General features: G+C 42.3%; 20 protein-coding genes. 14 read left to right on the top strand and 6 right to left on the bottom strand.

The window, feature by feature from the left end:
* Positions 1 to 3: 3 nt before the first annotated feature.
* Positions 4 to 1,092 (top strand): quinolinate synthase NadA, encoded by a 1,089-nt coding sequence (nadA, locus tag CYCME_RS11565; protein WP_020933138.1) that lies wholly within the window; start codon positions 4 to 6, stop codon positions 1,090 to 1,092.
* 177 nt (positions 1,093 to 1,269) lie between these two features.
* Here the strand turns inward: nadA and CYCME_RS11560 are convergent, their stop codons facing one another.
* The 4 genes from CYCME_RS11560 to CYCME_RS11545 form a co-directional block, all read right to left on the bottom strand.
* Positions 1,270 to 3,201: a tetratricopeptide repeat protein gene (locus CYCME_RS11560; protein ID WP_020933137.1), complete on the bottom strand. Its 1,932-nt coding sequence runs from the start codon at positions 3,199 to 3,201 to the stop codon at positions 1,270 to 1,272.
* 70 nt (positions 3,202 to 3,271) lie between these two features.
* On the bottom strand, positions 3,272 to 3,721 hold the full coding sequence (locus tag CYCME_RS13275; RefSeq protein WP_041933069.1) for a pilin: 450 nt from the start codon (positions 3,719 to 3,721) through the stop codon (positions 3,272 to 3,274).
* Between the two features lie 209 nt (positions 3,722 to 3,930).
* Positions 3,931 to 5,301, bottom strand: a complete 1,371-nt coding sequence (locus CYCME_RS11550; RefSeq protein WP_020933135.1) for a sigma-54-dependent transcriptional regulator — start codon at positions 5,299 to 5,301, stop codon at positions 3,931 to 3,933.
* Between the two features lie 6 nt (positions 5,302 to 5,307).
* Complete coding sequence (locus CYCME_RS11545; RefSeq protein WP_020933134.1) at positions 5,308 to 6,939, bottom strand: sensor histidine kinase; 1,632 nt, start codon at positions 6,937 to 6,939, stop codon at positions 5,308 to 5,310.
* Positions 6,940 to 7,034: 95 nt separating this feature from the next.
* Here CYCME_RS11545 and sucC point away from each other — a divergent pair, with 95 nt between their 5' ends.
* The 3 genes from sucC to CYCME_RS11530 all read left to right on the top strand — a co-directional run bounded on the left by sucC (position 7,035) and on the right by CYCME_RS11530 (position 10,793).
* Positions 7,035 to 8,195, top strand: a complete 1,161-nt coding sequence (gene sucC / locus CYCME_RS11540; RefSeq protein ID WP_020933133.1) for an ADP-forming succinate--CoA ligase subunit beta — start codon at positions 7,035 to 7,037, stop codon at positions 8,193 to 8,195.
* A 14-nt stretch (positions 8,196 to 8,209) separates the two neighbouring features.
* Entirely contained in the window at positions 8,210 to 9,082 is an 873-nt protein-coding gene (sucD, locus tag CYCME_RS11535; RefSeq protein ID WP_020933132.1) for a succinate--CoA ligase subunit alpha, read from the top strand.
* Positions 9,083 to 9,170: 88 nt separating this feature from the next.
* Positions 9,171 to 10,793, top strand: a complete 1,623-nt coding sequence (locus CYCME_RS11530; protein ID WP_020933131.1) for an NAD+ synthase — start codon at positions 9,171 to 9,173, stop codon at positions 10,791 to 10,793.
* A gap of 24 nt (positions 10,794 to 10,817) precedes the next feature.
* Here the strand turns inward: CYCME_RS11530 and CYCME_RS11525 are convergent, their stop codons facing one another.
* Complete coding sequence (locus tag CYCME_RS11525; RefSeq protein WP_041932973.1) at positions 10,818 to 11,594, bottom strand: outer membrane protein assembly factor BamD; 777 nt, start codon at positions 11,592 to 11,594, stop codon at positions 10,818 to 10,820.
* A 116-nt stretch (positions 11,595 to 11,710) separates the two neighbouring features.
* Here CYCME_RS11525 and rluD point away from each other — a divergent pair, with 116 nt between their 5' ends.
* From rluD to clpB, 4 genes are all read left to right on the top strand, one after another.
* Entirely contained in the window at positions 11,711 to 12,703 is a 993-nt protein-coding gene (gene rluD, locus CYCME_RS11520) for a 23S rRNA pseudouridine(1911/1915/1917) synthase RluD (RefSeq protein WP_015005112.1), read from the top strand.
* A 9-nt stretch (positions 12,704 to 12,712) separates the two neighbouring features.
* Positions 12,713 to 13,447 (top strand): peptidoglycan editing factor PgeF, encoded by a 735-nt coding sequence (gene pgeF / locus CYCME_RS11515; RefSeq protein WP_020933129.1) that lies wholly within the window; start codon positions 12,713 to 12,715, stop codon positions 13,445 to 13,447.
* A 10-nt stretch (positions 13,448 to 13,457) separates the two neighbouring features.
* Positions 13,458 to 14,237 carry a ZIP family metal transporter gene (locus CYCME_RS11510; protein WP_015005114.1) on the top strand — a complete coding sequence of 260 codons (780 nt, stop codon included), beginning with the start codon at positions 13,458 to 13,460 and terminating at the stop codon, positions 14,235 to 14,237.
* A 90-nt stretch (positions 14,238 to 14,327) separates the two neighbouring features.
* Positions 14,328 to 16,907 carry an ATP-dependent chaperone ClpB gene (clpB, locus tag CYCME_RS11505; RefSeq protein WP_020933128.1) on the top strand — a complete coding sequence of 860 codons (2,580 nt, stop codon included), beginning with the start codon at positions 14,328 to 14,330 and terminating at the stop codon, positions 16,905 to 16,907.
* Between the two features lie 165 nt (positions 16,908 to 17,072).
* Here clpB and CYCME_RS11500 read toward each other — a convergent pair whose 3' ends face one another.
* Positions 17,073 to 18,860 (bottom strand): GGDEF domain-containing protein, encoded by a 1,788-nt coding sequence (locus CYCME_RS11500; protein ID WP_020933127.1) that lies wholly within the window; start codon positions 18,858 to 18,860, stop codon positions 17,073 to 17,075.
* Positions 18,861 to 19,098: 238 nt separating this feature from the next.
* On the opposite strand from CYCME_RS11500, the gene phoB reads away from it, so the two are divergent.
* The 6 genes from phoB (at position 19,099) to pstB (ending at position 24,883) form a co-directional block, all read left to right on the top strand.
* A complete protein-coding gene (gene phoB, locus CYCME_RS11495; protein WP_020933126.1) occupies positions 19,099 to 19,794 on the top strand; it encodes a phosphate regulon transcriptional regulator PhoB in 696 nt (231 codons plus the stop codon).
* Positions 19,791 to 21,095 (top strand): phosphate regulon sensor histidine kinase PhoR, encoded by a 1,305-nt coding sequence (gene phoR, locus CYCME_RS11490; protein WP_015005118.1) that lies wholly within the window; start codon positions 19,791 to 19,793, stop codon positions 21,093 to 21,095. The genes phoB and phoR overlap by 4 nt, the downstream gene beginning before the upstream one ends.
* Before the next feature lie 113 nt (positions 21,096 to 21,208).
* Positions 21,209 to 22,207 (top strand): phosphate ABC transporter substrate-binding protein PstS, encoded by a 999-nt coding sequence (pstS, locus tag CYCME_RS11485; RefSeq protein WP_015005119.1) that lies wholly within the window; start codon positions 21,209 to 21,211, stop codon positions 22,205 to 22,207.
* Between the two features lie 80 nt (positions 22,208 to 22,287).
* Positions 22,288 to 23,286, top strand: a complete 999-nt coding sequence (gene pstC, locus CYCME_RS11480) for a phosphate ABC transporter permease subunit PstC (RefSeq protein WP_015005120.1) — start codon at positions 22,288 to 22,290, stop codon at positions 23,284 to 23,286.
* Positions 23,286 to 24,098, top strand: coding sequence for a phosphate ABC transporter permease PstA (gene pstA / locus CYCME_RS11475; protein ID WP_015005121.1), 813 nt, complete (start codon positions 23,286 to 23,288; stop codon positions 24,096 to 24,098). Before pstC ends, pstA begins: the two co-directional genes overlap by 1 nt.
* Complete coding sequence (gene pstB / locus CYCME_RS11470) at positions 24,098 to 24,883, top strand: phosphate ABC transporter ATP-binding protein PstB (RefSeq protein ID WP_015005122.1); 786 nt, start codon at positions 24,098 to 24,100, stop codon at positions 24,881 to 24,883. The genes pstA and pstB overlap by 1 nt, the downstream gene beginning before the upstream one ends.

The raw sequence follows: 24,883 nt of genomic DNA, 5'->3' as shown, positions 1-24,883 counted from the left end.
ATTATGGCATTTGCGATACAAGATTATTCACTATTAAGCGATGAAGAATGCGATCAGCGTATTCAAGCGGCAAAAGAAAAACTGGCTGAGCGTTGTGTTATTTTAGGTCACCATTATCAGCGTAATGAAGTATTTAAACATGCAGATGTCAGTGGCGATTCGTTAAAGCTTTCTAGCTATGCAGCTAATTCTGAAGCCGAATATATTGTCTTTTGTGGTGTTCACTTTATGGCAGAAGTGTCAGATATTTTGTCACGTCCTGAACAAATAACCATTTTGCCGGATTTAGCAGCCGGTTGCTCAATGGCCGATATGGCTAACAGAGTTAATGTGGAGCGTAGCTGGAATGAACTTAACAGCATTATAAATGCGGATGAGCAAGTAACGCCCGTTACCTATATTAATTCAGCAGCTGATTTAAAGGCATTTTGTGGCCGCCATGATGGTATTGTGTGTACCTCATCGAATGCGAAACAAGTACTGGATTGGTGTTTTGAAAAACGTGAGAAGATCCTGTTTTTCCCTGATGAACACCTGGGTCGAAATACCGGTTATCGTATGGGAATCCCACTTGAAGAAATGGTTGTTTGGGATTTTAACCAACCGATGGGCGGCTTAACTAAAGAGCAAATTCAAAATGCAAAAATGATTCTGTGGAAAGGTTTTTGTTCGGTGCATCAGATGTTTCAATCAAAACAAATTGATGACTTTAAAAAGAAACACCCAGAAACGATTATTATCGCCCACCCAGAAGCTAACTTTGAAGTTTGTGAGCAAGCCGATTATGTAGGCTCAACCGAAATGATTTTAAAAACGGTAAGAGAAGCAAAACCGAATACGCGCTGGCTCGTTGCAACAGAGCTTAATTTGGTCAATCGCTTAAAAGAAGAAGTAAAAGGTCAGGGTAAGCAGGTTCATTTTATGTCGCCGACGGTTGCGATGTGTTCAACCATGTTTAGAACCGATCCGCAGCACTTAGCTTGGGTGTTGGAGAACTTGGTTGAAGGCACAGTCGTTAATCAAATACAGGTAAATGATGACGATAAGCAGATGGCTAAAAAAGCATTAGAGAATATGCTGTCACTTTTTTAGAGCCGTTTGTTAGCCCAGACTGGCAAGTTAATAAGTTGAAAGAAGGTTAGCGCTGAGTTTACAAAGCGTTACAGCATTAAAACTCCATTATGCCTGTTTTCTGTTAATGAAGTTTATAAGAAAACTATCGAATAAAGCGCATGGGGTTTATTTGAGTGGGCTGAAGCGCTAAAGGTATTACTGACTCTTTTCAATTTTTTGAATGGCTTCTTTCAGCTCTTGTATATGCAGGCTGTAATCGCGTTTTAGCCTTGGGTTTTTATTCGCCTGCTCAATCTGATTTAATACAATGCTTGCCGCTACCGGTTGCTTAAGCGCTAAGAAAATATTTCCCATTTCAAATAATGGATTTATAAACGCCTTATTTAAATTAAATGCTTGTTGGTGTGCGTTGATGGCGCCCAATGTGTTGCCTGTTGTCAAATAGGCTTTGGCTAAAAAGTAGTGATAAGTGGATGCTTGTTGAGTCGGACCTAGTTTTTTTAAGATAACCGTTAGCCACTCAATGAAATAAGGTTGCAATGGTTTGAAAGCCTCATTAGTTAAGTGGGTGCTAATATGTGCTAAAGCAATTTGTGTTGAGGCGGAAAAAGGATTGTCCTTTAGCTTACTTTTAATTTCATTGTTTAGCTCATCACTTAACGTTTTTTTTAATAAAGCTGCCAATACCATGCTGTTGATGGCATAAGAGCTTTCAGTAGGGGCTAGTTTTCGAGCGGTATTAATGGCGTCTTCTGCCACTTTATAATGTTGGGTTTTATAGGCGGTGTTACTTAGTAGAGCTTGTGTGGCAGGTGATATAGGGTGGTGGGAAGCTTCGTATTGGGCTAGGTGAAAATTATCCTTCCACTCATAACTACGAAGCGTTGTTGTTAGCGCAAATATAATAAAAAAACCTCCACAGACTAGAGCATATCTTTTTTTATTAAACGGCTGGCTATGAATAAGTAGCCCTGTTAACGCAATAATAATCCCGATTGAGGCAAAATGGTTGCGGTGTTCATGAGCGATTTCAAGGCCAAAAATGGTCGATTCCATTAAATGGGCGGTAAAAAAAAGTAATATACCAAAGGCAAATAAGGGTTTTTTCTCTCTTGCCTGAATGGCAACAATGATGAGGCTAGCGATAAAAATAAGCGCGACGAGGGTTGCCCAAGGGTCAATAATCGAGTTAGAAAGAACAATATCATCATGAAAAAGCCCAAGAGCATTAATGCGAGGTAAAACAATGAGCGAGATATAAAAGCACAGGACTCTGGCTTCTGTGAGTACTCGTTCAGTTAAAGTAAAGGCTCTATTGTCATAGCCATTGTTGGCATAATTTAAAACATAAAGCCCTAACGCAATGATTATTAGGCTTAGGCTTAAGCCAATGGCCCGTTTGTTTCGTTGGGATAAACTGTTAACCAATGTCCAAGGTGATTTTTGGTAAAAAAATACCCATTCAATTAGTAAGCAATAAAGCGGGATTAACAGAGCATTCTCTTTGCTGAAAATAGCGAGTAGAAAACTGATAAAGCTTGCTGAAAAAAAAATGATGTTTTTAAACGCGCCAGGTTGACTGTTGCACCGTGCTTTAAGATAAAAAATAAGTGTCGCTAAGGTGAATAAAGTGCTCAACGACGTCATTCTTTGCACGATATACAGCACGCTGGTTAGGTTAATGGGGTGGACGGCCCACAACAAAGCGATTGAAAAAGCAATAAAAGGCAGTGTTTGCTTTTTAATGGTGGTGCTTTTTTGAATGCTGGCTAGTTGAATGATTTGTAGGTAAAAAATAAAGAGTAGCCAGGCGCAAAAAACTTGAATAATAACGTTGGTTATTTTGAACGAAAAGTAATGATAGCCTTCAGCAAAATAATAGTTAAGCGCAAAGCTTAGCATTGCTATCGGTCGTTTTAAGGGCCCTGCTCTGCCCGACATGGCCGCTTCAACAAGGTTAGATGTATTGAGCTCGGTGACTCTTATTTGCGTGTTTTCTTGTATATTCCCATGGTCATCAAATATGAAAGCTCCAAACAAACCTTGTTGGTAAACAAGAACTGTTATTGCAGCTATTGTAAAAAAGAAAAAAACTAGGAGAGTTTTTGATGAAGGTGGAGAGGTCATGCTAATTATTTATAGTTAATAGGAATAAAAAAAGGCGGCCAGAAGGCCGCCTTAAATTTAGTAACTATCTTTATGATTTAGGTAGGTACTTTGGAGGGAACCCGCTTACTGGGTCAATTGTCCACTGCAAGGCAGAGCCATTTGAGGTTGGGGTCATTGTAAAAGCTTGGCCTGCTGCAGTACCAAGCCCTAGGCTGCTGCTGGTATCATTTCTAAACAGTACTGTGATCACGCCATTTGGACCCACTGTGACTGTTGATACATATTTAGCGCTATACTCATCAGGCTGCGAAATACTAAGTGTAGATGGGCCAGTTGCACCATTTAGTGTGCCTTTCTCACTAAAGTAAATATCAACGGCTGTTTTTGCTGCGCCTGACATTGCGGCACCTTCACTAACTCTTGATTTGATTGTATAGTCCGAATAAGCAGGAATCGCAATTGCCGCCAAAATGCCAATAATCGCCACTACGATCATCAGTTCAATTAGGGTAAAACCCTTTTGAGCACTATGTTTCATTGTTTGTAAGTTTTTCATTGTTTATTTCCTTATTAAAATATTGTTAGTTTTCTTGCACGGTATTTAAAGCATTAAGTGTGCCGAGTAGCCTCTTAATGCAATATTTTTTTAATGCATTGTTTTTTATAGATAAAATAAAATTTCATTTTGTTTCGTTAGTATGCTCAGGCAAAGAAAGGTCATAAAGTGACGCTATGGGTCACTTTATGTCAATCGTTCAGGCCTAATTTTTTTAAGCGATAACGCAACGCACGAAAGCTGATGCCAAGTTCTTTGGCGGCGGCTGTTTTATTCCAGCGTGTTTTTTCTAAGGCATTGGTAATGGCTTCTTTCTCTAAGCTGTCAAGATAGTCTTCTAGCGGTGCTTCTTGAGTTGGGAGGCTTGTTTTTTGTGTTGGGTTTTTAATACCGCTAGTCTGCGCGGCGGCGTCTTTAGTATTATTGGGCAGTTGTAAGTCTGTTTGATGAATAATACCGTTTTCACAAAGAGTGAAGGCGCGTTCCAGTATATTTTCTAATTCGCGCACATTACCGGGGAAAGTGTATTGAGCGAGTGCTTTTAACGCAGTGTCGGTGAGCTTGGTTGGGCTATTATTCTCGGCGTTTAGTTTTTGTAAAATGTGCTTGGCCAGCTGTGTAATATCTTCTGCACGCTCGCGTAGAGGAGGTAGCGGTAGTTCGATAACATTAATTCTATAATATAAGTCTTGCCGAAAATTGCCTTGCTCAACTAACTCAGGAAGGTTTTTATGGGTGGCGCTTAATATTCTTACGTCAATGGGTTGTTCTGTATCGCTGCCAATGGGGCGAATGCTTTTTTCTTGAATTGCACGTAATAATTTGACTTGCATATGCAGTGGTAAATCGGCAACTTCATCTAAAAATAAGGTGCCGCCACTGGCCGTTTGAAAAAGACCGGGTTTGTCGGCAATGGCACCGGTGAAACTGCCTTTTTTGTGACCAAAAAACTCACTCTCCATGAGTTCCTGCGGAATAGCGCCACAGTTTATTGGCACAAAAGGTTGATGCGATCGTGGGCCTTTTTCATGAATTAGCTTGGCGACCAACTCTTTACCGGTTCCAGACTCGCCGCTGATGTAGATCGGTGCTTGGCTGCGAGCCAGTTTGGCAATTTTTGCGCGTACGTTTGCCATCATAACGGAGTCGCCTAATAGTTGGTCACGACTACGCCTATCAACGGGTTCTGTGGTGTCGTTAATTTTAATAGCGGAGCTAACGAGGCTTTTTAAGCTTTTCAGGTCGACAGGCTTGGAAACGAAATCAAAAGCGCCAAGCTTTAGTGCTTTGACTGCAGTGTCCATACTACCAAAAGCGGTAATAACGGCAATGGGTAGATTGGGAGTGTTTTTTTGAATATGCTTAACAAGCTCAAGGCCATTTCCGTCAGGCAGCTGAAGATCGGTTAAGCAAATGTCAAAGTGGTGTGTTTTTAGTAATCTTTTTGCTTCGGCTAAGTCTTGCGCGGGTTTGCTCGAAATATTCATGCGAGACAGGGTGATATCAAGTAACTCGAGAATGTCAGGTTCGTCGTCAACAATAAGGGCAAGCGCTTGAGTCATAGTGAATTAAGTTTTATTGATTAATAAGGTGAATGTACTGCCGCCGCTGGCGTTTACTGAGTAGATTAATTTAGCATGATTTAGTTCGGCGAGTTGATTAGAAATATACAGACCTAATCCAGTGCCAGACTTTGAGGTGGTAAAGAAAGGCTCAAAAATTTGTAAAGCGACGCTCTCTTCGATACCAGCGCCCTTGTCAGTGATGTTAATAAAGTGACGCTGTGTAGTTTTATGTGTGCCGCAACGGATTTCAATAAAGGGTTGGGAGAGGTTGCGCTGCCCATACTTTAATGCATTGCTACAGAGGTTATCGATAATCTGTTTTAAGTGATTTTTATCAAATTGAATGTGGTTTATCTGATGGCTAATTTTAATCACTAAAGGAGATTCGGTTAAGCCAAACTGCTCCTTGAATTGCTCATCAAACTCCGTAAACCAATTTGATAGGTGGATGTTTTCTATATGGCTATCTTCTTGCTTTGAAAGCTGAAGAATGCTTTTTACAATACTATTAACACGACCTGTATGGTTATGAATAATGTCGAGTAGGCGTTGGTCTTCTTTTTCAATGGAGGGTGATTCGGATAATAGCTCACCTGCGTGACTTATCGCGCCGAGAGGGTTGCGAATTTCATGTGCAATGCTCGCGGTGAGTCGACCCAGCGAAGCGAGTTTTTCTTGTTGCACCTGTAGCTCAATGGTTGAAAGATCATCCAAAAAAATGATGTAGGCGTTGTCAGCAAGGTTGTGTAATTGGCTGAAGCGCAGCTTAGTTCGAGGTGAGTGGGCGCTTGCGGCAATATCGGCACTGCTTTGGTTAGGGTCTCTTAACCAGCGAGTAAATAATTGCCAACACTCAGGCGATATGTCTGACAAGGCTGCGCCAATAGTAATGGGGTGCTCAATGAGAGTCTTGGCAGCATCATTAGCAAGGCGTACTTTATTGTGGTGGTCAACAACGATGATGCCAGATTGAAGGTGTTTAATAATGTAATCATTTAAATGAATAAGTTCATCAATTTCTCGGCTTTGTAACTGGGCTATTTGCTCTGATTTTTCAACGCGCTTTGCAAGTACTAACGCAAGGATTGAAATAGTGAAAAAAGAGGCGCTTAGCACGCCGCCATAGGTATAAGCGGTTTTTGCAAAAATACCGGTGAGGTCAGCATACAATTGCTCGCCAAGCACAGCGAAAGTGGCCATCGCAGCAAAAACTAAGGTGCATTGCCCGCCAGCCAATAAACCGCCAGCGGCAACGCTGACGGCGAGCAGAACCCCTAAGCCACTGGTAATGCCGCCACTAGCATGCATCAGAAAGGTTAAGAAGATAATATCGGCAATAATTTTAAACTGTACCTGTCGCGTGTATGCAATATACGGTTTGCGAATAAAGACAGTGCTAAATAGGGTGAGTGCAAAATAAGTCAGGCTAACTGCTTGAAAGAGCCCCGGGTTGCTTTGGCCAAAAATCGAAGGCCCAGTGTGACTGGCAAATAAAGTAAAAAATGCACTAGACAATACTAATTGGTAGGCATGGAACACTTTAAGCGTTCGCCAGGCTTGTTCAGCAGGCAGGTAAAAACCGCTCCCAAATGGACATGTTTTGACGAATTCGCTTTGTTTCGGTGCAGAATGCATGGCGTAAATTTAAGTGTCTGGCTGAATTAAATTGTGAAATCTATTAGAATGGACTGGTTAAGTGACTAACAAAAATTAATCATAGAGGAATTTGAATGAATTTACATGAATACCAAGCAAAACAGGTGTTTGCTGAGTTTGGTGTACCCGTACCAGTTGGTAAGCCAGCACGTTCAGTTAAAGAAGCTGTCAATGTTGCAAAAGAGTTAGGCGGTGAGTGTTGGGTAGTAAAAGCCCAAGTTCACGCAGGTGGTCGTGGTAAAGCGGGTGGCGTTAAATTGTGTAAAGGGATAGACGAAGTAGAAGCGTTTAGCAAAAAACTATTGGGCTCTCGCTTGGTGACGCCGCAAACCGATGAAGAAGGTTTGCCTATCGAAATGCTTATTGTCGAGGAAGTTAAGCCTATCGATCGCGAGCTTTATATTAGCGCTGTGGTTGATCGTGGCACTAAACGAATTATGTTTATGGCGTCTGAAGCAGGCGGTATGGATATTGAAGAAGTGGCGGAAGAAACACCAGAGAAAATTTTATTAGCAGCCGTTGATCCTGTTGCTGGCTTACAGCCGTATCAAGCGCGCGATATAGCTTTTAAAATGGGGCTTAAAGGCAAACAAGTTGGGCAGCTGTTTAAAGTCATGTCTGGCATTTTAGCCGTTTTTTGGGCAAAAGATGCGAGCCAAGTTGAAATCAATCCACTGATTGTTAATGGTGATGGTGACTTAGTCGCACTAGATGCAAAAGTTAATTTAGATGATAACGCCGCTTATCGTAACGCCGATATGGTTGCCATGCGTGATCCGTCGCAAGAAGATGAAAAAGAGCATGCAGCACAACAACATGAGTTGAACTATATTACGTTGAACGGCAGCATTGGTTGCATGGTGAATGGTGCAGGTTTAGCGATGGCGACTATGGACTTAGTTAAATTGGAAGGTGGTTTCCCCGCTAACTTCTTAGATGTAGGTGGTGGCGCAACAGCTGAACGTGTGGCTGAAGCGTTTAAACTTATTTTGTCTGATGACAAAGTAAAAGTAGTGTTAGTGAATATTTTTGGCGGCATCGTTCGTTGTAACTTAATTGCTGAAGGTATTATTGAAGCGGTTAAAGAGGTAGGTGTTAGCGTACCGGTAGTGGTTCGTTTAGAAGGCACTAATGCCGATCAAGGCCGTCAAATTTTGAAAGATTCCGGCCTTGATATTATTGCAGCAGACGATTTAACCTTGGCTGCTAAAGCCGCTGTTAAAGCAGCATCTTAATTTAGAGGTATACGATGAGTATTTTAATTAATAAAGACACAAAAGTAATTTGCCAAGGTTTTACAGGTAAACAGGGGACATTCCACTCCGAGCAAGCAATTGCTTATGGAACAAAAGTTGTCGGTGGGGTTACGCCAGGTCGTGGTGGCGAAAAACATTTAAATTTACCTGTTTTTAACACCGTTGCTGATGCGGTTAAGGAAACCGGTGCAACTGCAACCATGATTTACGTGCCACCTCCGTTCGCTGCGGATGCTATTTTAGAAGCTGCAGCTGCAGGTATTGAAGTGATCGTGTGTATCACGGAAGGTATTCCTGTATTGGATATGTTGAAAGTGAAGGCATCGCTTGAGCAATATGAAAACGTAGTGCTAATTGGCCCTAACTGCCCAGGTGTTATTACTCCAGGTGAGTGTAAGATTGGCATTATGCCTGGCTTTATTCATCAAGCCGGTAGTATCGGTGTGGTGTCACGTTCAGGTACGCTTACTTATGAAGCCGTTCATCAAACAACCTCTGCTGGCTTAGGTCAAAGTACTTGTGTAGGTATTGGTGGTGACCCGATTCATGGGATGAACTTTATTGACGTTATTTCACGTTTCGAAGCCGATGAGAATACCAAGGGTATTATCATGGTGGGTGAAATTGGCGGAACGGCGGAAGAAGAAGCTGCAGAATACATCAAAAACAATGTAACGAAACCAGTTGTTGGTTATATTGCTGGTGTTACAGCGCCTCCGGGTAAACGCATGGGCCATGCTGGTGCGATTGTTTCTGGTGGTCAAGGTACCGCTGAAGCGAAGTTTGCGGCTTTAGAAGAAGCGGGTGTTCACATTGTGAAATCACCCACTGAGATGGGCGCAAAAATGAAGGAAATTTTAGGCTAACTGAGCGTTAAAATTTAAAGTAGTGCAAAAAGGGCTGTAAACTATACAGCCCTTTTTTATGCTAGTAAGAAACTAGGAATAAGCTGTTATGAAATTAGCCTTAGTACAATTTAACCCTATTGTTGGCGATTTAGTGGGCAATGCCAATCGTATCCTTGAATTTTGCCAGCAAGCGGTGAGCGAGCAGGCCCTTGCAATCGTTTTTCCTGAGTTAGCGATAACCGGTTATCCACCAGAAGACTTGCTGCTTCGAAATGACTTTCTTAACGGTGTTGAAAAACAGCTTGAACGGATATCGTCGGAGTGTCCTTTATTAACCATTGTTATTGGCTACCCAGAAAAAGGCGAAGGCGTATTATTTAACAGTGTTGCTGTTTTGCAAGCCGGTGAGTTAGTGGCCAATTACCGAAAGCAGCAATTGCCGAATTATGGTGTGTTTGACGAAAAACGTTATTTTCAGGCAGGGGCACAAGCATGTACATTTAAGTTAGGCTCAGAGGTAATTGGGCTTAGTGTGTGCGAGGACATCTGGTCATCAAGCGTCTGTGATCAGTTACGCCAGTCTGATGCAACGCTTATTCTTAATTTGAATGCGTCGCCTTTTGAGATTAATAAAGCTGAAAAACGTGAACGTACAGTATGTTCACGAGTGAAGGAAACCGGTTTGCCTATTATTTATCTGAACCAAGTGGGTGGGCAGGATGAGTTGGTGTTTGACGGTTCGTCTTTTGTAATGAATGCAGCAGGCAAGGTTGTGCAGCGCTCAGCAGCTTTTGTTGAGTCAATAAACTATATTGATTTGGACTCATTACGCAACTCAACTTTGGAGGCGAAGCAAGATGCGCAATTGCCTGAACTGGAATCCATTTATCAAGCGCTGGTTTTGGGTGTGCGTGATTACGTAACAAAAAATGGCTTTAAAGGAGCGGTATTGGGTCTGTCTGGCGGTATAGATTCTGCTTTAGTATTGGCTGTTGCGGCTGATGCATTAGGTGGTGATAGTGTCGAAGTGGTCCTCATGCCATCAAAATATACGGCCGATATGAGCAATGAAGATGCGATTAAACAAGCAGAAGCTTTGGGCGTTAAGCACCAAACTATTTCTATTGAACCTGCGGTCAACGCTTTTTCAGCAATGTTAGAACCGGCGTTTGAAGGCCTAAATTCTGACGTGACTGAAGAAAATATTCAGGCACGTAGCCGTGGTGTCGTGTTGATGGCGATTTCAAACAAGAAGCGAAAAATTCTGCTTACAACAGGCAATAAAAGCGAGATGAGTGTTGGTTATGCAACGCTTTACGGTGATATGGCCGGTGGTTTTGCGCCGATAAAGGATGTGCCCAAAATGATGGTATATGCCTTGGCTAAATATCGAAATGAACAATCGCCAGTAATTCCTGACAGAGTGATTGAGCGGCCACCCTCAGCTGAGTTGGCGCCGGATCAAAAAGATGAAGATAGCCTGCCACCTTACCCCGTGTTGGATGATATTCTTGAACGTTATGTTGAACGTGACCAGTCGAGGCGAGAGATATTGGATGCAGGTTATGAACCAGCAATTGTTGATAGAGTACTTCGGCTGGTAGAGCAAAATGAATATAAGCGGCGCCAAGCGCCGCCGGGTGTTAAAATCACCTCACGTGCATTTGGTCGCGAGCGCCGATTCCCAATGACCTCGGGCTTTAATAAGGTGCTTTTTTCTGACGATTAACGCACCTTCGGTTCAGTAGCCAGCTTATTTGTCTAACTCTAAAAACTCCCAGATTTTTTCAGAGGTTGTTTTTTCGTGCGCGTACTTAGGGTTTTCTAAAGGTGGAGTGCCGTTTGGATAGTTCAGGTCGTAAACACGTTGGGCATCAGCGGCTAGGTCGTTCATATTAATGTGCTGGTAGGCGTCGACCATTAATAATAAAGCACGAGGTACGGCTGTGGTGTTTTGGTATTGTTCAATGATATTTTTAGCGCGATTAATGGAGGCAACATAGGCTTTGCGCTTCATATAATAATTGGCGACATTTAATTCATGTAACGCTAGGTTTGATTTAAGTGCAATGATACGTTGCTTTGAATCTGCAACATATTGGCTATTGGGGAAGCGCCTAATCAATGTTGCAAAATCATCTAGCGACTCAATGGCTGCGCCAGGGTCACGTTGAGATTTATCAGTGGGTAAGTAGCGCTCTAGAAAACCGATACCTCGATTAAAATTAATTAGGCCTTTAAGGTAGTACAGGTAATCCACGTTTTTATGGCGAGGGTGAATGCGAATGAAACGGTTAGCTGTTGCAATCGCCGACTCTGGTTCGTCATTTTTGTAATAAGCGAAGGCTAAGTCAATTTGTGCTTGTTGGGCATATTGGCCAAAGGGGTAGCGAGACTCAAGCCCTTCATATAGCTCAATGGCGTTAATGTAGTTTTCATCATCCAAAGATTTTTTGGCTTCGTCATAAAAGTCCGCTGCGGACCAATTGGCCGTCTTATCGGGAGTATCTATAGGGGTAACAAGATCCATAGTGGAGCATGCGGACAAGGAGGCCAGCATAAGAATAAGGAAAGCTTTTTTAATCGATAGACGATTCATTAGAGTCATGAGTGAAATAACAAGTTATAAGGAGCTAAACGGTTATAATGCCGGAGCACATCAATTATTACAATCCTATTGGCTTGAAAACTGAACAACAAATAGAATTAATCGTCCCACCTGAAATGGCAGGGCTTCGGCTCGATCAGGCATTAGCTGAGTTATGCCCAGAGTATTCTCGCAGTCGCTTGAAAAGCTGGGTGAACAGCGGCAATATACTGATCGATAATAAAACACTGCGCCCTCGAGACAAGGTTAATGGTGGGGAGGCGGTTATTATTACGCCCATTGCCGATACGTCATTAAATATCAAAGCGGAACCGATCGCGCTTAATATTGTTTATGAGGATGAATCGATGCTGGTGGTAAATAAACCGGCCGGTTTAGTCGTGCATCCTGCAGCGGGTAACTGGGATGGCACATTACAAAATGCTCTATTACATCATGACCCTGCGCTAGAGGGTTTGCCACGAGCGGGCTTGGTGCATCGAATTGATAAAGAAACCAGCGGGTTGCTAATGGTAGCGCGCACCTTAACGGCACATAAGCTATTGGTCGACCAGTTGCAGGCACGTGCTTTTGAGCGTGAATACTTAACGGTGGTGAGGGGGTATATGACGGCCGGTGGCACAGTGGACGCACCCTTAGCGCGACACCCGACTGATCGTAAAAAGTATGCGGTTAGAGAGGGGGGCAAAGAGGCCATCACTCACTATCGAGTTGCGCAACGCTTTGCAAAACATACCTTATTAAAAGTGAACCTTGAAACAGGGCGTACTCACCAAATTCGAGTTCATATGAGTCATATAAACCACGCTATCGTTGGTGACCAAGTATATGGTGGACGTTTTAAACCCTTGGCTAATGCAAGTGAACTATTGAGTGATACTTTACGTGGGTTTAAGCGCCAAGCATTACATGCTGCCAGGTTAGGGGTGGTTCATCCGGTCACTGGTGAGCCGATTTCTTGGGAATGCGAGATGCCTGCGGATATGGCCCATTTGGTTGAAGTATTGGCGAAAGAAACCCCGGTTAAATAGGCAGTACACATGCGCTTTATTGAACCGAGTTGGCCAGCGCCAAAAAATGTCAGAGCGTTAACAACGTGTCGTTCTGGCGGCGTTAGCCAAACACCTTATTCAACATTTAATCTAGCCACTCATGTGGGTGATGATGCGCAAGCGGTGATTGATAATCGAGCCTTGTTAAGTGACGAGCTTAACTTGCAAGCTAAGCCTGTCTGGTTATCACAAGTGCATGGCACAACTATCGTCGAGTTGGATCAACTCCAAAAGGGACCTTGTATTGAAGCAGATGGTTCAATTTGTAGGAGTGATGCGTTTGTTTGCACGGTGATGACAGCGGATTGCCTGCCAGTCTTATTGTGTACGGAAGACGGCTCAGCCGTTGCAGCAGTACATGCTGGGTGGCGAGGCTTATTGGCCGGCATCATAGAGCAGGCAGTTGCGCAACTTGCAGCAGCAGAAAAAATAATGGCTTGGTTAGGTCCAGCCATTGGGCCGGCTTGTTTTGAAGTGGGTAGCGAGGTTAAAAACGCTTTCGTTAACAAAAGCTTGGTGATGCAGCAGGGGTTTAGGCAGCTGAATGCTGATCATCATCTTGCTGACTTATATGCTTTGGCAAGAATGAGCTTATTGCAATGTGGTGTAAAAAGAATTTATGGTGGTGAATATTGTACGTATAATCAGCCCGATAAATTTTTTTCATACCGGCGTGAGCCGACAACGGGCCGAATGGCTTCGTTAATTTGGCTTCAATATTAACTTATTACCCATGACTGTATTTACTTGGATTATTTTGTTTACCATTCTTGGCGGAATGCTAAGTGTGTTAGGTGCGTCGCTGGTTCTTTTTTTACCTAAAAAGATAATCACTAGAATGTTGCCATTTAGTGTGAGTTTTGCAACGGGTGCATTGTTGAGTGTCTCTTTTGTCGGCTTAATTCCACACGCCTTAGAAGAAGTGGGGCATGAAAATTTTCACACCCTATCGATTACCATTTTGGGCGGCCTGATGTTTTTTTTCGCGTTGGAAAAAATGGTGTTGTGGCGGCATTGTCACCATGATGATTGTGAAACGCACGTGGATGTTCATGCGCACGGTCATCAGTCAGCCGGCAGTTTGATTCTTGTAGGTGATAGTGTTCACAATTTTGTTGATGGGGTGTTGATTGCAGCGGCCTTTTTGACAGATATTCATTTAGGTGTTGTGACGGCATTAGCGGTAACGACTCATGAGATTCCACAAGAAATAGGTGATTTTGCTATTTTGCTACAAAGTGGCTTTACCCGTAAAAAAGCTATTTTGTACAATGTTATCTCTAGCTTCGCAACGCTAATAGGTGGCTTGCTGGCCTATTTCTGGCTAGCAGATTTTGAACACCTTTTACCATATGTTTTAGCGTTTGCTGCGGCTAGCTTTATCTATATCGCAGTGGCAGATTTGATTCCAACGCTGCATAAACGAATTAACCTAGCAGCAGGCGTAGAGCAAATTTTACTGATGCTGTTTGGTATTGGTTTAATTGGTTGGTTACACAGCTTTATTCACTAAAGCTAAGGCTGGCACTATTGGGCTAGCTTGAAAACACTCATTTCATCCCCCATTAATTAGTTATCAAATTAAATTAATGAGGGTTGAAATATGCGAATGGATAAACTCACCAGTCAGTTTCAAGTTGCGCTTTCTGACGCACAAAGTTTAGCACTGGGTAAGGATCATCAGTTTATAGAACCGGCACACGTCTTGGTCGCTATGCTGGACCAGCAAGGTGCTAGCGTGCGTCATTTACTACAACTGGCAGGCGTCAATGTAAATCAACTACGCTCATCTTTAGGTGAAACAATTGATCGGATAGCAACGGTTGAAGGTGCAGCCGGTGACATGCAAATGTCTAATGATCTAGGGCGTTTGCTTAATATTACCGATCAGTTGGCACAAAAACGTCAGGATGCCTACATTTCAAGTGAGTTATTTGTTTTAGCGGCACTTGAAGACAAAGGGCCAGCAGGCAAAGCGCTACAACAAGCGGGAGCGACTAAAAGTGTTTTAGAAAAAGCGATAGATGATATACGCGGTGGTGAAGCGGTGAATGATCAAAATGCAGAAGAGAACCGCCAGGCGCTGGAAAAATACAGTATTGACCTGACGGAACGTGCAGAGCAAGGAAAATTGGATCCTGTGATTGGCCGCGACGAAGAAATTCGACGCACTATTCAAGTGTTGCAACGTCGGACAAAAAATAACCCTGTGCTGATAGGTGAGCCAGGAGTAGGTAAAACCGCTATTGTAGAAGGGCTAGCGCAACGTATTGTTAATGGCGAGGTGCCTGAAAATTTGAAATCTAAGCGTTTGTTGTCGTTAGATATGGCCGCCCTTATCGCAGGTGCAAAATTCCGTGGTGAATTTGAAGAGCGTCTAAAAGCAGTGCTTAACGATGTGTCAAAACAAGAAGGGCAAGTGATCTTGTTTATCGATGAGTTGCATACGATGGTTGGTGCTGGGAAAGGTGACGGTGCGATGGATGCCGGGAATATGCTTAAACCAGCGTTAGCACGCGGTGATTTACATTGTGTAGGGGCGACAACTTTAGATGAATACCGTCAATATATTGAAAAAGATGCCGCATTAGAGCGACGGTTTCAAAAAGTATTGGTTGATGAGCCCAGTGTAGAAGATACCATCGCTATTTTGCGAGGTTTAAAAGAACGATATGAAGTACACCATAGCGTAGATATAACCGACCCAGCTATTGTTTCAGCGGCGGTATTGTCTCACCGTTATATAACTGATCGACAATTACCTGATAAGGCGATTGACCTAATTGATGAGTCAGCGAGTCGTATTCGTATGGAAATGGACTCCAAGCCTGAATCAATGGACCGGTTAGAGCGGCGTTTAATTCAGTTGAAAATTGAACGCGAAGCGTTAAAAAAAGAAACCGATGATGCATCTATAAAACGATTACAGTTACTTGAAACTGAAATTAACCAGTTGGATAAAGAGTATGCTGATTTGGAAGAAGTCTGGAAGTCTGAGAAGGCTGCTATGCAAGGCAGTGCCCAGCATAAAGAAGAGCTCGAAAAGGTAAAACTTGAAATGGAAACGGCTCGGCGTGCCGGTGATTTAACACGTATGTCAGAGTTGCAATATGGCGAAATTCCACGATTAGAAAAAGCAATTCAAGAGGCTGAGGAAGGCAGTGGTGAACAGGACTTTACCTTATTGAGAAACAAAGTCACCGAAGAAGAAATTGCTGAGGTTGTGTCTAAGTGGACGGGTATTCCCGTTTCCAAAATGCTTGAAGGCGAGCGTGAAAAACTATTGCAAATGGAAGTTGGTTTAAGTGATCGCGTTATTGGTCAAGAAGAAGCAGTTAAAGCAGTCAGCGATGCAATTCGTCGTTCACGAGCAGGCCTGTCAGACCCTAATCGCCCTAATGGTTCGTTTTTATTTTTAGGCCCAACAGGGGTTGGTAAAACAGAGTTATGCAAGGCATTAGCTGAGTTTTTATTTGATACTGAAGAAGCAATCGTACGAATTGATATGTCTGAATTTATGGAAAAACATTCGGTTGCAAGATTAATTGGTGCGCCTCCAGGGTATGTAGGTTATGAAGAAGGGGGCTATTTAACCGAAGCGGTTCGACGTAAACCCTACAGTGTTATCTTGATGGACGAAGTTGAAAAAGCACATGCGGATGTCTTTAATATTTTGTTACAAGTCTTGGATGATGGCCGTTTAACAGACGGGCAAGGCCGCACGGTTGATTTTCGAAATACAGTCATCGTGATGACCTCGAACTTAGGTTCAGATCGTATCCAAGAGCTAGCGGGTGAGGCTAATTATAATGAGATGAAAAGTGCGGTGATGGAAGTGGTCGGGCAGCACTTTAGACCGGAATTTATTAACCGTATTGATGAGTCTGTGGTGTTTCACCCCTTGGGTCGCACACAAATTCGTGCTATTACCACTCTTCAAGTAGATATTTTACGTCAGCGTTTACAAGATAGGGACATAGAGTTGGTTGTTTCAGAAGCTGCGTTGGATAAATTAGGTGAAGCCGGTTTTGACCCTGTTTATGGTGCTAGACCCTTAAAACGTGCGATACAACAACGCTTAGAAAATGAACTGGCACAAGATTTATTGGCGGGTAAGTTTGTGCCTGGTGATGAGGTTGATATAGATGTGCAAGACGATGCTTTGGTGTTTAAGAAACGCTAAGAGGTTTTGAGATGTTGTTTAGTGGTGGTTAAAAAGGCCACTAAATCATAGTCTAACTGGCGGCACCTGTTTGATCGGTGTTCGCCAGTTGGTCAACAGTTTCAAGATTGGGTGTTTTTGTCGCCAAGCATAATGTGGCTACCTGTCATAGAACATTTTCATGATTTAGGCGGACATGTTGCTTAATTGTTTTGAAGGCTTGATTTGATAAAGGCTATTGCCGGGTATCTTTTTAGCTGCAGATTTTGCGTTGCTAGCAATAGAGACGAGATCATTTTCTGACCTAAAAAAGCCGAAATCATGCGGCCTTAATGCTCCAATAGAGATTGATAAAAGTGGATAAAACACCGGCTCAGAATTTCTATCTAACGCAGAGATTCCTCCGTTAAGAAGGTGTTCTTGAGAGTAGAACTCTGACGTTAGGGCGCTAAAGTTATTTAAAGTGGTGTTGCATCGATGCTGCCAGTCGCTGCTTTGAAAAATGATGATGAAGTCATCGCCGCCAACATGCCCTACAAAGTCAATGTCTGTATCTGCAGAATCTGTCAGCAGCTTAGCAGTTTTTCGGAGCACTTTATCGCCCTCGCCAAACCCATAGGTATCGTTATACGGCTTAAAATTATCTAGGTCAAAATAACAAATAACGATATCTTGTTGAGTTTCAATGGAGTGATTAATTCGTTGGCTGATAGGAACATTGCCAGGTAGGTTGCTAAGAGGGTTCATGTGGCGGGCAAAGGTAATTTGCATCTCGGTTATTTCTTTCAATAAATGAAGCAGTTTACCCATGCCTTTGTAGCGGTTAGATGAGGTAATGATGAAATCATCATGTTGTGCGAGGTTGTTTTGACTGGTGATGTGCTGACTAATTTTATTGAGTGATAAAGTAATATCTACCTTTAGCGCCTTAATGTCTAAAAAAGATAAAGCATTTTTTTTACTGTTTAATTCTTTTCCATAGCGGCTAGCATAAATAGTTAAAAATTCAGTCCGCCATATGATGCCTGCGATAGAAGCGTCGTCATTTAGGACTGGAAGTGCTGTTAGCTCGGGCGAGGATTGAAAGCGCTCACCAATGTCGTAAAATTTAGTATGAACATATATGGGCTTAACATAAAAAAGTAATTTTGCAGCGGTATTGTTTTTCCGTTCTATATTAAATTTAGGTTTGAAGTTATTTTTTCTGCTTGAAAATAACGAGCAATCCAATAACTCAGTTGGTTTGGAATTGGGGCGGGCAAAGTAAAAACCTTGTGCATAATCAATATTCATCGTATTAGCCTGTAGGTACTCACCGCGTAGCTCGATACCTTCACCTATCACTTTACAGTCAACACCTTTTGCAATATCTACAATAGACTGTACAAATTTTTGCTTGTTGATATCGTTATGAATGTCATTTAAAAAGTGACGGTCAATTTTTACGAAGTCGGGTTTAATTTCAGACCAGGTTCTTAAGCCTGAATAGCCTGCACCTAAATCGTCGATGGCGATGGAAAACCCCATATCTTGATAGTATTTGGTTGCACTAGCCATCAGGTCATAATCTTCAATAGGGTATTGCTCAGTCAGTTCAATAACCACTTGGCTAGCATCTAAATTAGAGTCTTTTATATACTTTAATGTGTGGCCATGCTGATAATCTTTTTGTAAGAGAATTTCAGGAATGGTGTTAATAAATAATCGGGCATTTAAATTAAGTTCGCCAAACCGTTGAATGCTTACTTTTCGACAAAGTAAATCTAATTCGGCAAGCCGATCATATTTAGCCGCAGCGTTAAAAAGGTTGATGGGGGAGTGTAACGGACCATCAGAGGGGCCACGAATTAAGCCTTCGTAACCATAAATTTTATTGTCTTTCATCGAAATGATTGGCTGAAAGAGTGGAGTCAGTGAGTCTGTTGCTAATATATCTAAAAGCGATTGATAGTGTAGTTTTTCATCATGTGTCATAGGTGGGGAGTATCAATCAATAATATGACAGTTGTATGACGTTCATATAACGGGGCATTATAAAAAGTTTACTGGTCGAGAAACCGCAGGCGCCTTAAGGTGGTTCAGTGCGTTACTGTTATTTTTAATAATTAGAGACAGGGTTTTCTCCGAAGCAAGTTAGAAGTAGTTTGTAAATTGTCACCGTGTTGTCATAAATATTAGGTATTCTGTAAACACTTACTTAAATGGCTTTTTTATGGAAACAATGAATGTATTGATGGTTGAAGACGATGAGGATATTGGCGAAATGCTACAACTTTCTCTTCAAACGAATAATATTGAAGTAACGTGGTGTAAAGATGTAATGAGAGCGCAAGAGTCTTTGCGAGATACGACGCCCGATATTATCTTGTTAGATTGGATGTTACCCGGAATTAGTGGGCCAGATTGGATCAAGTTTTTAAAGAATCAAGAAGAAAACAAACGTATCCCGATTATCCTGTTGACGGCACGCAGCGCGGAAGAAGATAAAGTATCGGGCTTGGAAACAGGCGCAGACGATTATGTAACCAAGCCTTTTTCTGTGCAAGAGCTCATTGCCAGAATGAAAGCGGTCTTACGACGAAGCAGTACAGAAAATGAAACAGGGGTGATATCAATTGGTCCGTTGTTTATTGACCCATCGAGTCATCGAGTCACTATCAATAAGGTGGACCTGATGATGAGCCCGACAGAGTATAAATTGCTGTCTTTCTTTGCTACAAACCCCAATAAAGTGTTCTCTCGCAATCAGCTGCTTGATAATGTATGGGGCGATAATGTCTACGTAGAAGATCGTACCGTTGATGTACACATTAGGCGTTTAAGACGGATATTAGATGCTCAGGGTTGTGCAGACTTGGTTCAAACGGTAAGAGGGTTTGGTTATAAATTGGTGAACTTAAGCGCGTGAATATAAATCATAACTATGAGCGAAACACCTTTCTGTTGTGGTTTTTAACAGTCGGTGTTTTGGGTGTGTTAGTCGGTTACCCCGTCGAGGTGTTGGCACTTTTTTTATTGGCTTACATTGTCTTTCAATATCGTCGGTTACAACGTTTATATAGGTGGTCTAAGAAGTCTGGTGATCATGACCTGCCGTTTGAAGATGGCTTGTTTGGTCAAATTTCGGAAGACATCTATCAATCTAAGATGCAGGGGCTGGCACAAAAAGACAGTGTTAAATACCAACTGGAACGGTTTAAAAAGTTAATTTCTGTTTTTCCAGATGGTGTGGTTATTCTTTCATTGTCTAATGAGATTAAGTGGTTCAATAAGCAAGCCTCCCAGCTACTTATTTTAAAAAAAGAAGATACCGGGCAACTGATTAATCATTTAGTAAGGCATCCTCGGTTTACGCACTTTCTTAAAAATCTCAAGAGCGATGACGCCATTGTGATCGAGGCGCCTGTAATAGACACCAGCTGGTCGGCAGAAAAGATTGAAATAAGGGTATTGCCATATGGTGACGATGAACGTTTATTGTTGATACGAGATGTCACTAAGGTTGAGCGCACGAATCAAGTGCGAAAAGACTTTGTGTCGAATGCATCGCATGAGTTAAGAACGCCGCTAACGGTCATGAAGGGCTATGTTGAAATGTTGTTGGCTTCAACCGCTGAGGATAATGTGCAAGTGGGTGCTTCGCTACGTAAAGTTGATCAGCAAGTGATTAAAATGCAAACCATGATCGAAGAGCTATTAGCGCTAAGTCGGCTAGAAGAGGGTAAAGTCGAGGCAGCCAATAGCTTGGTTAATGTGCGCAGTGTATGTGAACAAATTAAGTCCGAATTTAAGTCAGCGGCAAATGAGCATCAGCAATCATTGGTGTTTGATGTTCCATCGAGTCTTAATTTAAAGGGCAGTAAAGGTTCCTTATTAACCGTGTTGAGAAACTTGGTTGGTAATGCCATCAATTACTCTGATGAAAATGGTGAGATTCGTGTTGGCTGGGCAATCAATGAGCAAGGTCAGGGGCAGCTTTTTGTTAAAGATACAGGTCAAGGAATAGGCGCCAGACACTTATCTCGATTAACAGAGCGTTTCTACCGGGTAGCTGAAAATAATATAAAAAATAAAACTGGGACAGGCCTAGGGTTAGCCATTGTAAAACATGAGTTAGAAAGGCATGAGGCGCATCTGGTTATCGATAGTCAAGAAGGGGAAGGCAGTTGTTTTCAGTGTGTATTTCCCGCTGAAAGAATAGACCCATAAGGCTGTCATCAAACTGTCACATTGCGTTCATTATAATGCCACATACCAAACCTAAAATGATGCACAGAGTAGAGCAAACGCTTTGCCAAATATTCAACTAAATTGGAAAAAATATGAAAATGAAAAAGATAGTGGCACTAGGACTGCTTAGCCTAACGATTGGGACAGCGGCTCACGCAGCTAAAATTGAAGGCACGGGCTCAAGTTTTGCTTACCCTGCGTATACAACGTGGAGTAAAGTTTATTACGGTGAAACAAAAAACCAAGTCAATTACACACCAACAGGCAGTGGTTCGGGTATTAAAGAAGTTAGTGCTCGTCACGTTGATTTTGGTGGCTCAGACAAGCCTTTAAAATCAAGTTCTTTAGCAAAAGCAAGTTTGATTCAATTCCCAACAGCTATTGGTGCGGTGACTTTTGCATATAATGTTGAGGGCGTCAGCGGTATGAAACTAAGCGAAGCCGCTATTTCTGGCATTATGTTAGGCAAAATTACAAAGTGGAATGATCCTATCATAGCGGCTGATAATTCAGGTATTGCTTTACCAAATGAAGATATTTTGTTTGTTCACCGTAGTGATAAATCAGGTACAACCTTTGCCTTTACCTACTACTTGAGCAAAATGAACCAAGAATGGCGCGAAACAATGGGTGCTAAGAAAGTAGTGTCATGGCCGACTAAAAACCGGATTGCTGGCAAAGGTAACTTTGGAGTTGCAACGGCGATTAAAAATAATGGGTTTTCTATCGGTTATGTGGATTACGCGGATGCTAAAAAGAATGGTTTAGATATGGCTATTATTGAAAATCGCGAAGGTATATTTGTTAAGCCAGAGCCAGCAACATTCGAAGCTGCGGCAGTGTATGCAGACTTAGATCCTAAAAAGGACTTTTATGCCAATATTGCATACCCACCAAAAGGCTATCCAGTCGTGACAGCAACGTTTGCATTAGTTCCTCAAAATGGTGAAAATGCAAAAGAAGTGATCAAGTTCTTTGATTATGCATTAACCAAAAAGAACAAGCTCATTGAGTCGGTCGGTTACGTTTCCCTTCCAGATGCAGTGATTAAAAAAATCCAAGGCTACTGGGTGGAAAAAGGCTTAAAATAAGCGCAATCTTTAACACAAGTTAACTTAAAAGCCTTCTCAAGAGGTTGTTGAGAAGGTTTTTGTTTGTCCCAGAGGGCGTAATGGAATTATTTTTTAGAAAAATTGCTCAATTAAGCGCTAGCTTAGTTTTTGTTATCTTAGCGGCTACAACGCTGGTTCTTTATTTATCAGCGAAACCGGCGATAGAAGAGTTTGGGGTTAAGTTTTTGTTTGAATCTCGTTGGGGCGAAGAAGAAAAGCTTGAGTTGTCGCCTGCCCAATTAGCCGAGTTAGAGTCATTAAAGGCGGACAAAGAGCAACCTTTAGAAGATGACTTTATTGAAGATGAAGAGGATTTTATCTTCGACGATGAAGATTTTATTACCGATGACGATATGGACTCTGAAGACAAGACCTCGAGAGAGGTTTATGGTGCATTAGTCCCTATTGTTGGTACGGTTTTCTCAACGCTTATCGCAATGTTGTTTTCAGTGCCTATAGCAATGGGCATTGCTGTTTTTCTATCTGAAATCGCGCCTGCTGCAGTCGCCAAGCCTGTTGGCATAGCGATTGAGTTGTTGGCTTCTATCCCCAGTATCATTTATGGCATGTGGGGGCTGTTCTACTTTGGCCCATTCATCGCGGCTCTGTTTGGTGGAAATACAGTGTCATTGTTGGTTGCGGGGCTGGTACTTGGAATTATGGTTATACCTTTTATGGCGGCTTTAAGTCGAGATGCGATAACGACCGTGCCTGATATGCTGAAAGAGTCAGCGTATGCGATGGGGGCGACTAAATTAGAGGTTATAAAAGATGTTGTTTTTCCTTATGCGCGGTCGGGCATTATAGGCTCCATAATATTGTCATTTGGCCGAGCGTTGGGCGAAACGATGGCAGTAGCCTTTGTTATTGGGGGCGTGTATCAATTTGCCAAAAAAGTAACCGACCCGACAAACTCAATCCCAGTGGTGCTGGCAAATAGCTTTGCAGAATCAAGTGGGTTGAGCTTATCTGTCTTATTTTATTTGGCGCTTATATTATTTGTCCTAAGCTTTATTGTGATAGCGAGCGCTAAATTTTACTTCTTGAGGAAAAAATAATGCGTTTAATGATGAATCGCGTGTTTATTGTCTTCTCCAGCTTGGCCGCAGTAGTAGGGTTACTTTTTTTAGGCTGGATTTTGTTCACCTTGTGCTCAAAAGGTTTGCAAGGACTCAGCTGGGATGTGTTTACAAAAGACCTGATTGAGGGAGGGTTACGTAATGTAATCGTCGGCCAAATAATGATGTCTGGTATAGCGACACTGATCGGTATTCCAGTGGGTATTCTCGCGGGTATTTACTTGCAAGAGTATGGTGGTAATTCAAAAAGTACAGAGTTTTTACGTGACCTCAGCGATGTCATGATGTCGGCGCCTTCGATTGTTGTGGGTACATTTGTTTATGCAATTGTTGTTGTGCCTACGGGGCATACCAGTGGTTGGGCCGGTGTTTTAGCGCTGTTTATCTTAATGGTACCTATTATTGTTAGGACAACAGACGATATGTTAAACCTTGTGCCGACAGAACTTCGCGAAGCAGGTATCGCCATTGGCGCATCTAAGTACCATGTGACGATGAACATTGTCGTGCGTTATGCCAAGGCCGGTATTTTAACGGGGATTTTGTTAGCTTTTGCTCGGGTAGTGGGGGAAACGGCGCCTTTGATTTATACCAGTGGTTCGAGTGAATTTTGGTCAACAGACTTAACGAGCACATTCCCGTCGTTAACAGTGTCTATCTATAACCTTGCAACAATGCCAGACGATAAAATGATTCAGTTAGGCTGGACAGGGGCCTTTTTGTTAACGGCAATGGTATTAATAATTAATTTGCTTGGCCGTTATGCTAGCAATAAAAAGAGAGCAAACTAATGAAGAATATGATGGAAGTTAAAGACTTAACGTTTACTTATAGTGGTGCAAGTGAACCATCGCTAAAAGCTATTTCGTTGCCAATTGAAAAGAATAAAGTAACCGCGTTAATCGGCCCTAGCGGCTGTGGCAAATCGACTTTGCTACGTGGTATGAACCGTATTCATGATTTATACCCTGGTCATCGCTATGACGGTGTTATTAACCTTTTGAATGGAGATAGCAAAACGTACACAAATATTTTAGACCTGAAAAAAGAAGCAGAATTGATTCGGTTACGCCAACGAGTCGGTATGATTTTTCAAAAACCAACACCGTTTCCAATGACGATTTTTGAGAATATTGCTTATGGTTTAAGACTTTCTGGCGTTAAAAAACGCGCCGAGCTTCAAGAGGTGGTGGAGCAGTCTTTACGTGATGCGGCCTTATGGGATGAGGCGAAAAACCGATTGGGCCATGATGCACGTGGTCTGAGTGGTGGTCAGCAGCAACGCTTATGTATTGCACGGGCGATTGCATTAAAACCAGAGGTTATTTTGTTTGATGAGCCCACCAGTGCGTTAGACCCTATTTCAACCTTAGCGATTGAGGAAATGATTTCTGTTCTTCGTGAGCAATATAGTATCTGCATCGTGACACATAATATGCAGCAGGCGGCGCGCATTTCAGATTACACAGGGTTTATGTATTTGGGTGAAATGATTGAGTACGATGAAACAAAAACCATTTTTATGAAACCATCACAAAAGCAAACTGAAGACTACATTAGTGGTCGATTTGGCTAA

This window comes from Cycloclasticus zancles 78-ME (assembly GCF_000442595.1).
Classification (GTDB): Bacteria; Pseudomonadota; Gammaproteobacteria; order Methylococcales; family Cycloclasticaceae; genus Cycloclasticus; species Cycloclasticus pugetii.
Note: the sequence above shows the minus strand (reverse complement) of the source record. Positions and strands in the feature narration are given on the sequence as shown.

Coding starts and splice junctions, on each gene's coding strand:
- nadA (WP_020933138.1), top strand. CDS start 4: ATGGCATTTGCGATACAAGATTATTCACTATTAAGCGATGAAGAATGC.
- sucD (WP_020933132.1), top strand. CDS start 8,210: ATGAGTATTTTAATTAATAAAGACACAAAAGTAATTTGCCAAGGTTTT.
- CYCME_RS11525 (WP_041932973.1), bottom strand. CDS start 11,594: ATGGATCTTGTTACCCCTATAGATACTCCCGATAAGACGGCCAATTGG.
- pstB (WP_015005122.1), top strand. CDS start 24,098: ATGAAGAATATGATGGAAGTTAAAGACTTAACGTTTACTTATAGTGGT.
- CYCME_RS11545 (WP_020933134.1), bottom strand. CDS start 6,939: ATGCATTCTGCACCGAAACAAAGCGAATTCGTCAAAACATGTCCATTT.
- CYCME_RS11560 (WP_020933137.1), bottom strand. CDS start 3,201: ATGACCTCTCCACCTTCATCAAAAACTCTCCTAGTTTTTTTCTTTTTT.
- pgeF (WP_020933129.1), top strand. CDS start 12,713: ATGCGCTTTATTGAACCGAGTTGGCCAGCGCCAAAAAATGTCAGAGCG.
- clpB (WP_020933128.1), top strand. CDS start 14,328: ATGCGAATGGATAAACTCACCAGTCAGTTTCAAGTTGCGCTTTCTGAC.
- rluD (WP_015005112.1), top strand. CDS start 11,711: ATGCCGGAGCACATCAATTATTACAATCCTATTGGCTTGAAAACTGAA.
- pstC (WP_015005120.1), top strand. CDS start 22,288: ATGGAATTATTTTTTAGAAAAATTGCTCAATTAAGCGCTAGCTTAGTT.
- CYCME_RS13275 (WP_041933069.1), bottom strand. CDS start 3,721: ATGAAACATAGTGCTCAAAAGGGTTTTACCCTAATTGAACTGATGATC.
- CYCME_RS11530 (WP_020933131.1), top strand. CDS start 9,171: ATGAAATTAGCCTTAGTACAATTTAACCCTATTGTTGGCGATTTAGTG.
- CYCME_RS11500 (WP_020933127.1), bottom strand. CDS start 18,860: ATGACACATGATGAAAAACTACACTATCAATCGCTTTTAGATATATTA.
- phoB (WP_020933126.1), top strand. CDS start 19,099: ATGGAAACAATGAATGTATTGATGGTTGAAGACGATGAGGATATTGGC.
- CYCME_RS11510 (WP_015005114.1), top strand. CDS start 13,458: ATGACTGTATTTACTTGGATTATTTTGTTTACCATTCTTGGCGGAATG.
- pstS (WP_015005119.1), top strand. CDS start 21,209: ATGAAAATGAAAAAGATAGTGGCACTAGGACTGCTTAGCCTAACGATT.
- sucC (WP_020933133.1), top strand. CDS start 7,035: ATGAATTTACATGAATACCAAGCAAAACAGGTGTTTGCTGAGTTTGGT.
- pstA (WP_015005121.1), top strand. CDS start 23,286: ATGCGTTTAATGATGAATCGCGTGTTTATTGTCTTCTCCAGCTTGGCC.
- CYCME_RS11550 (WP_020933135.1), bottom strand. CDS start 5,301: ATGACTCAAGCGCTTGCCCTTATTGTTGACGACGAACCTGACATTCTC.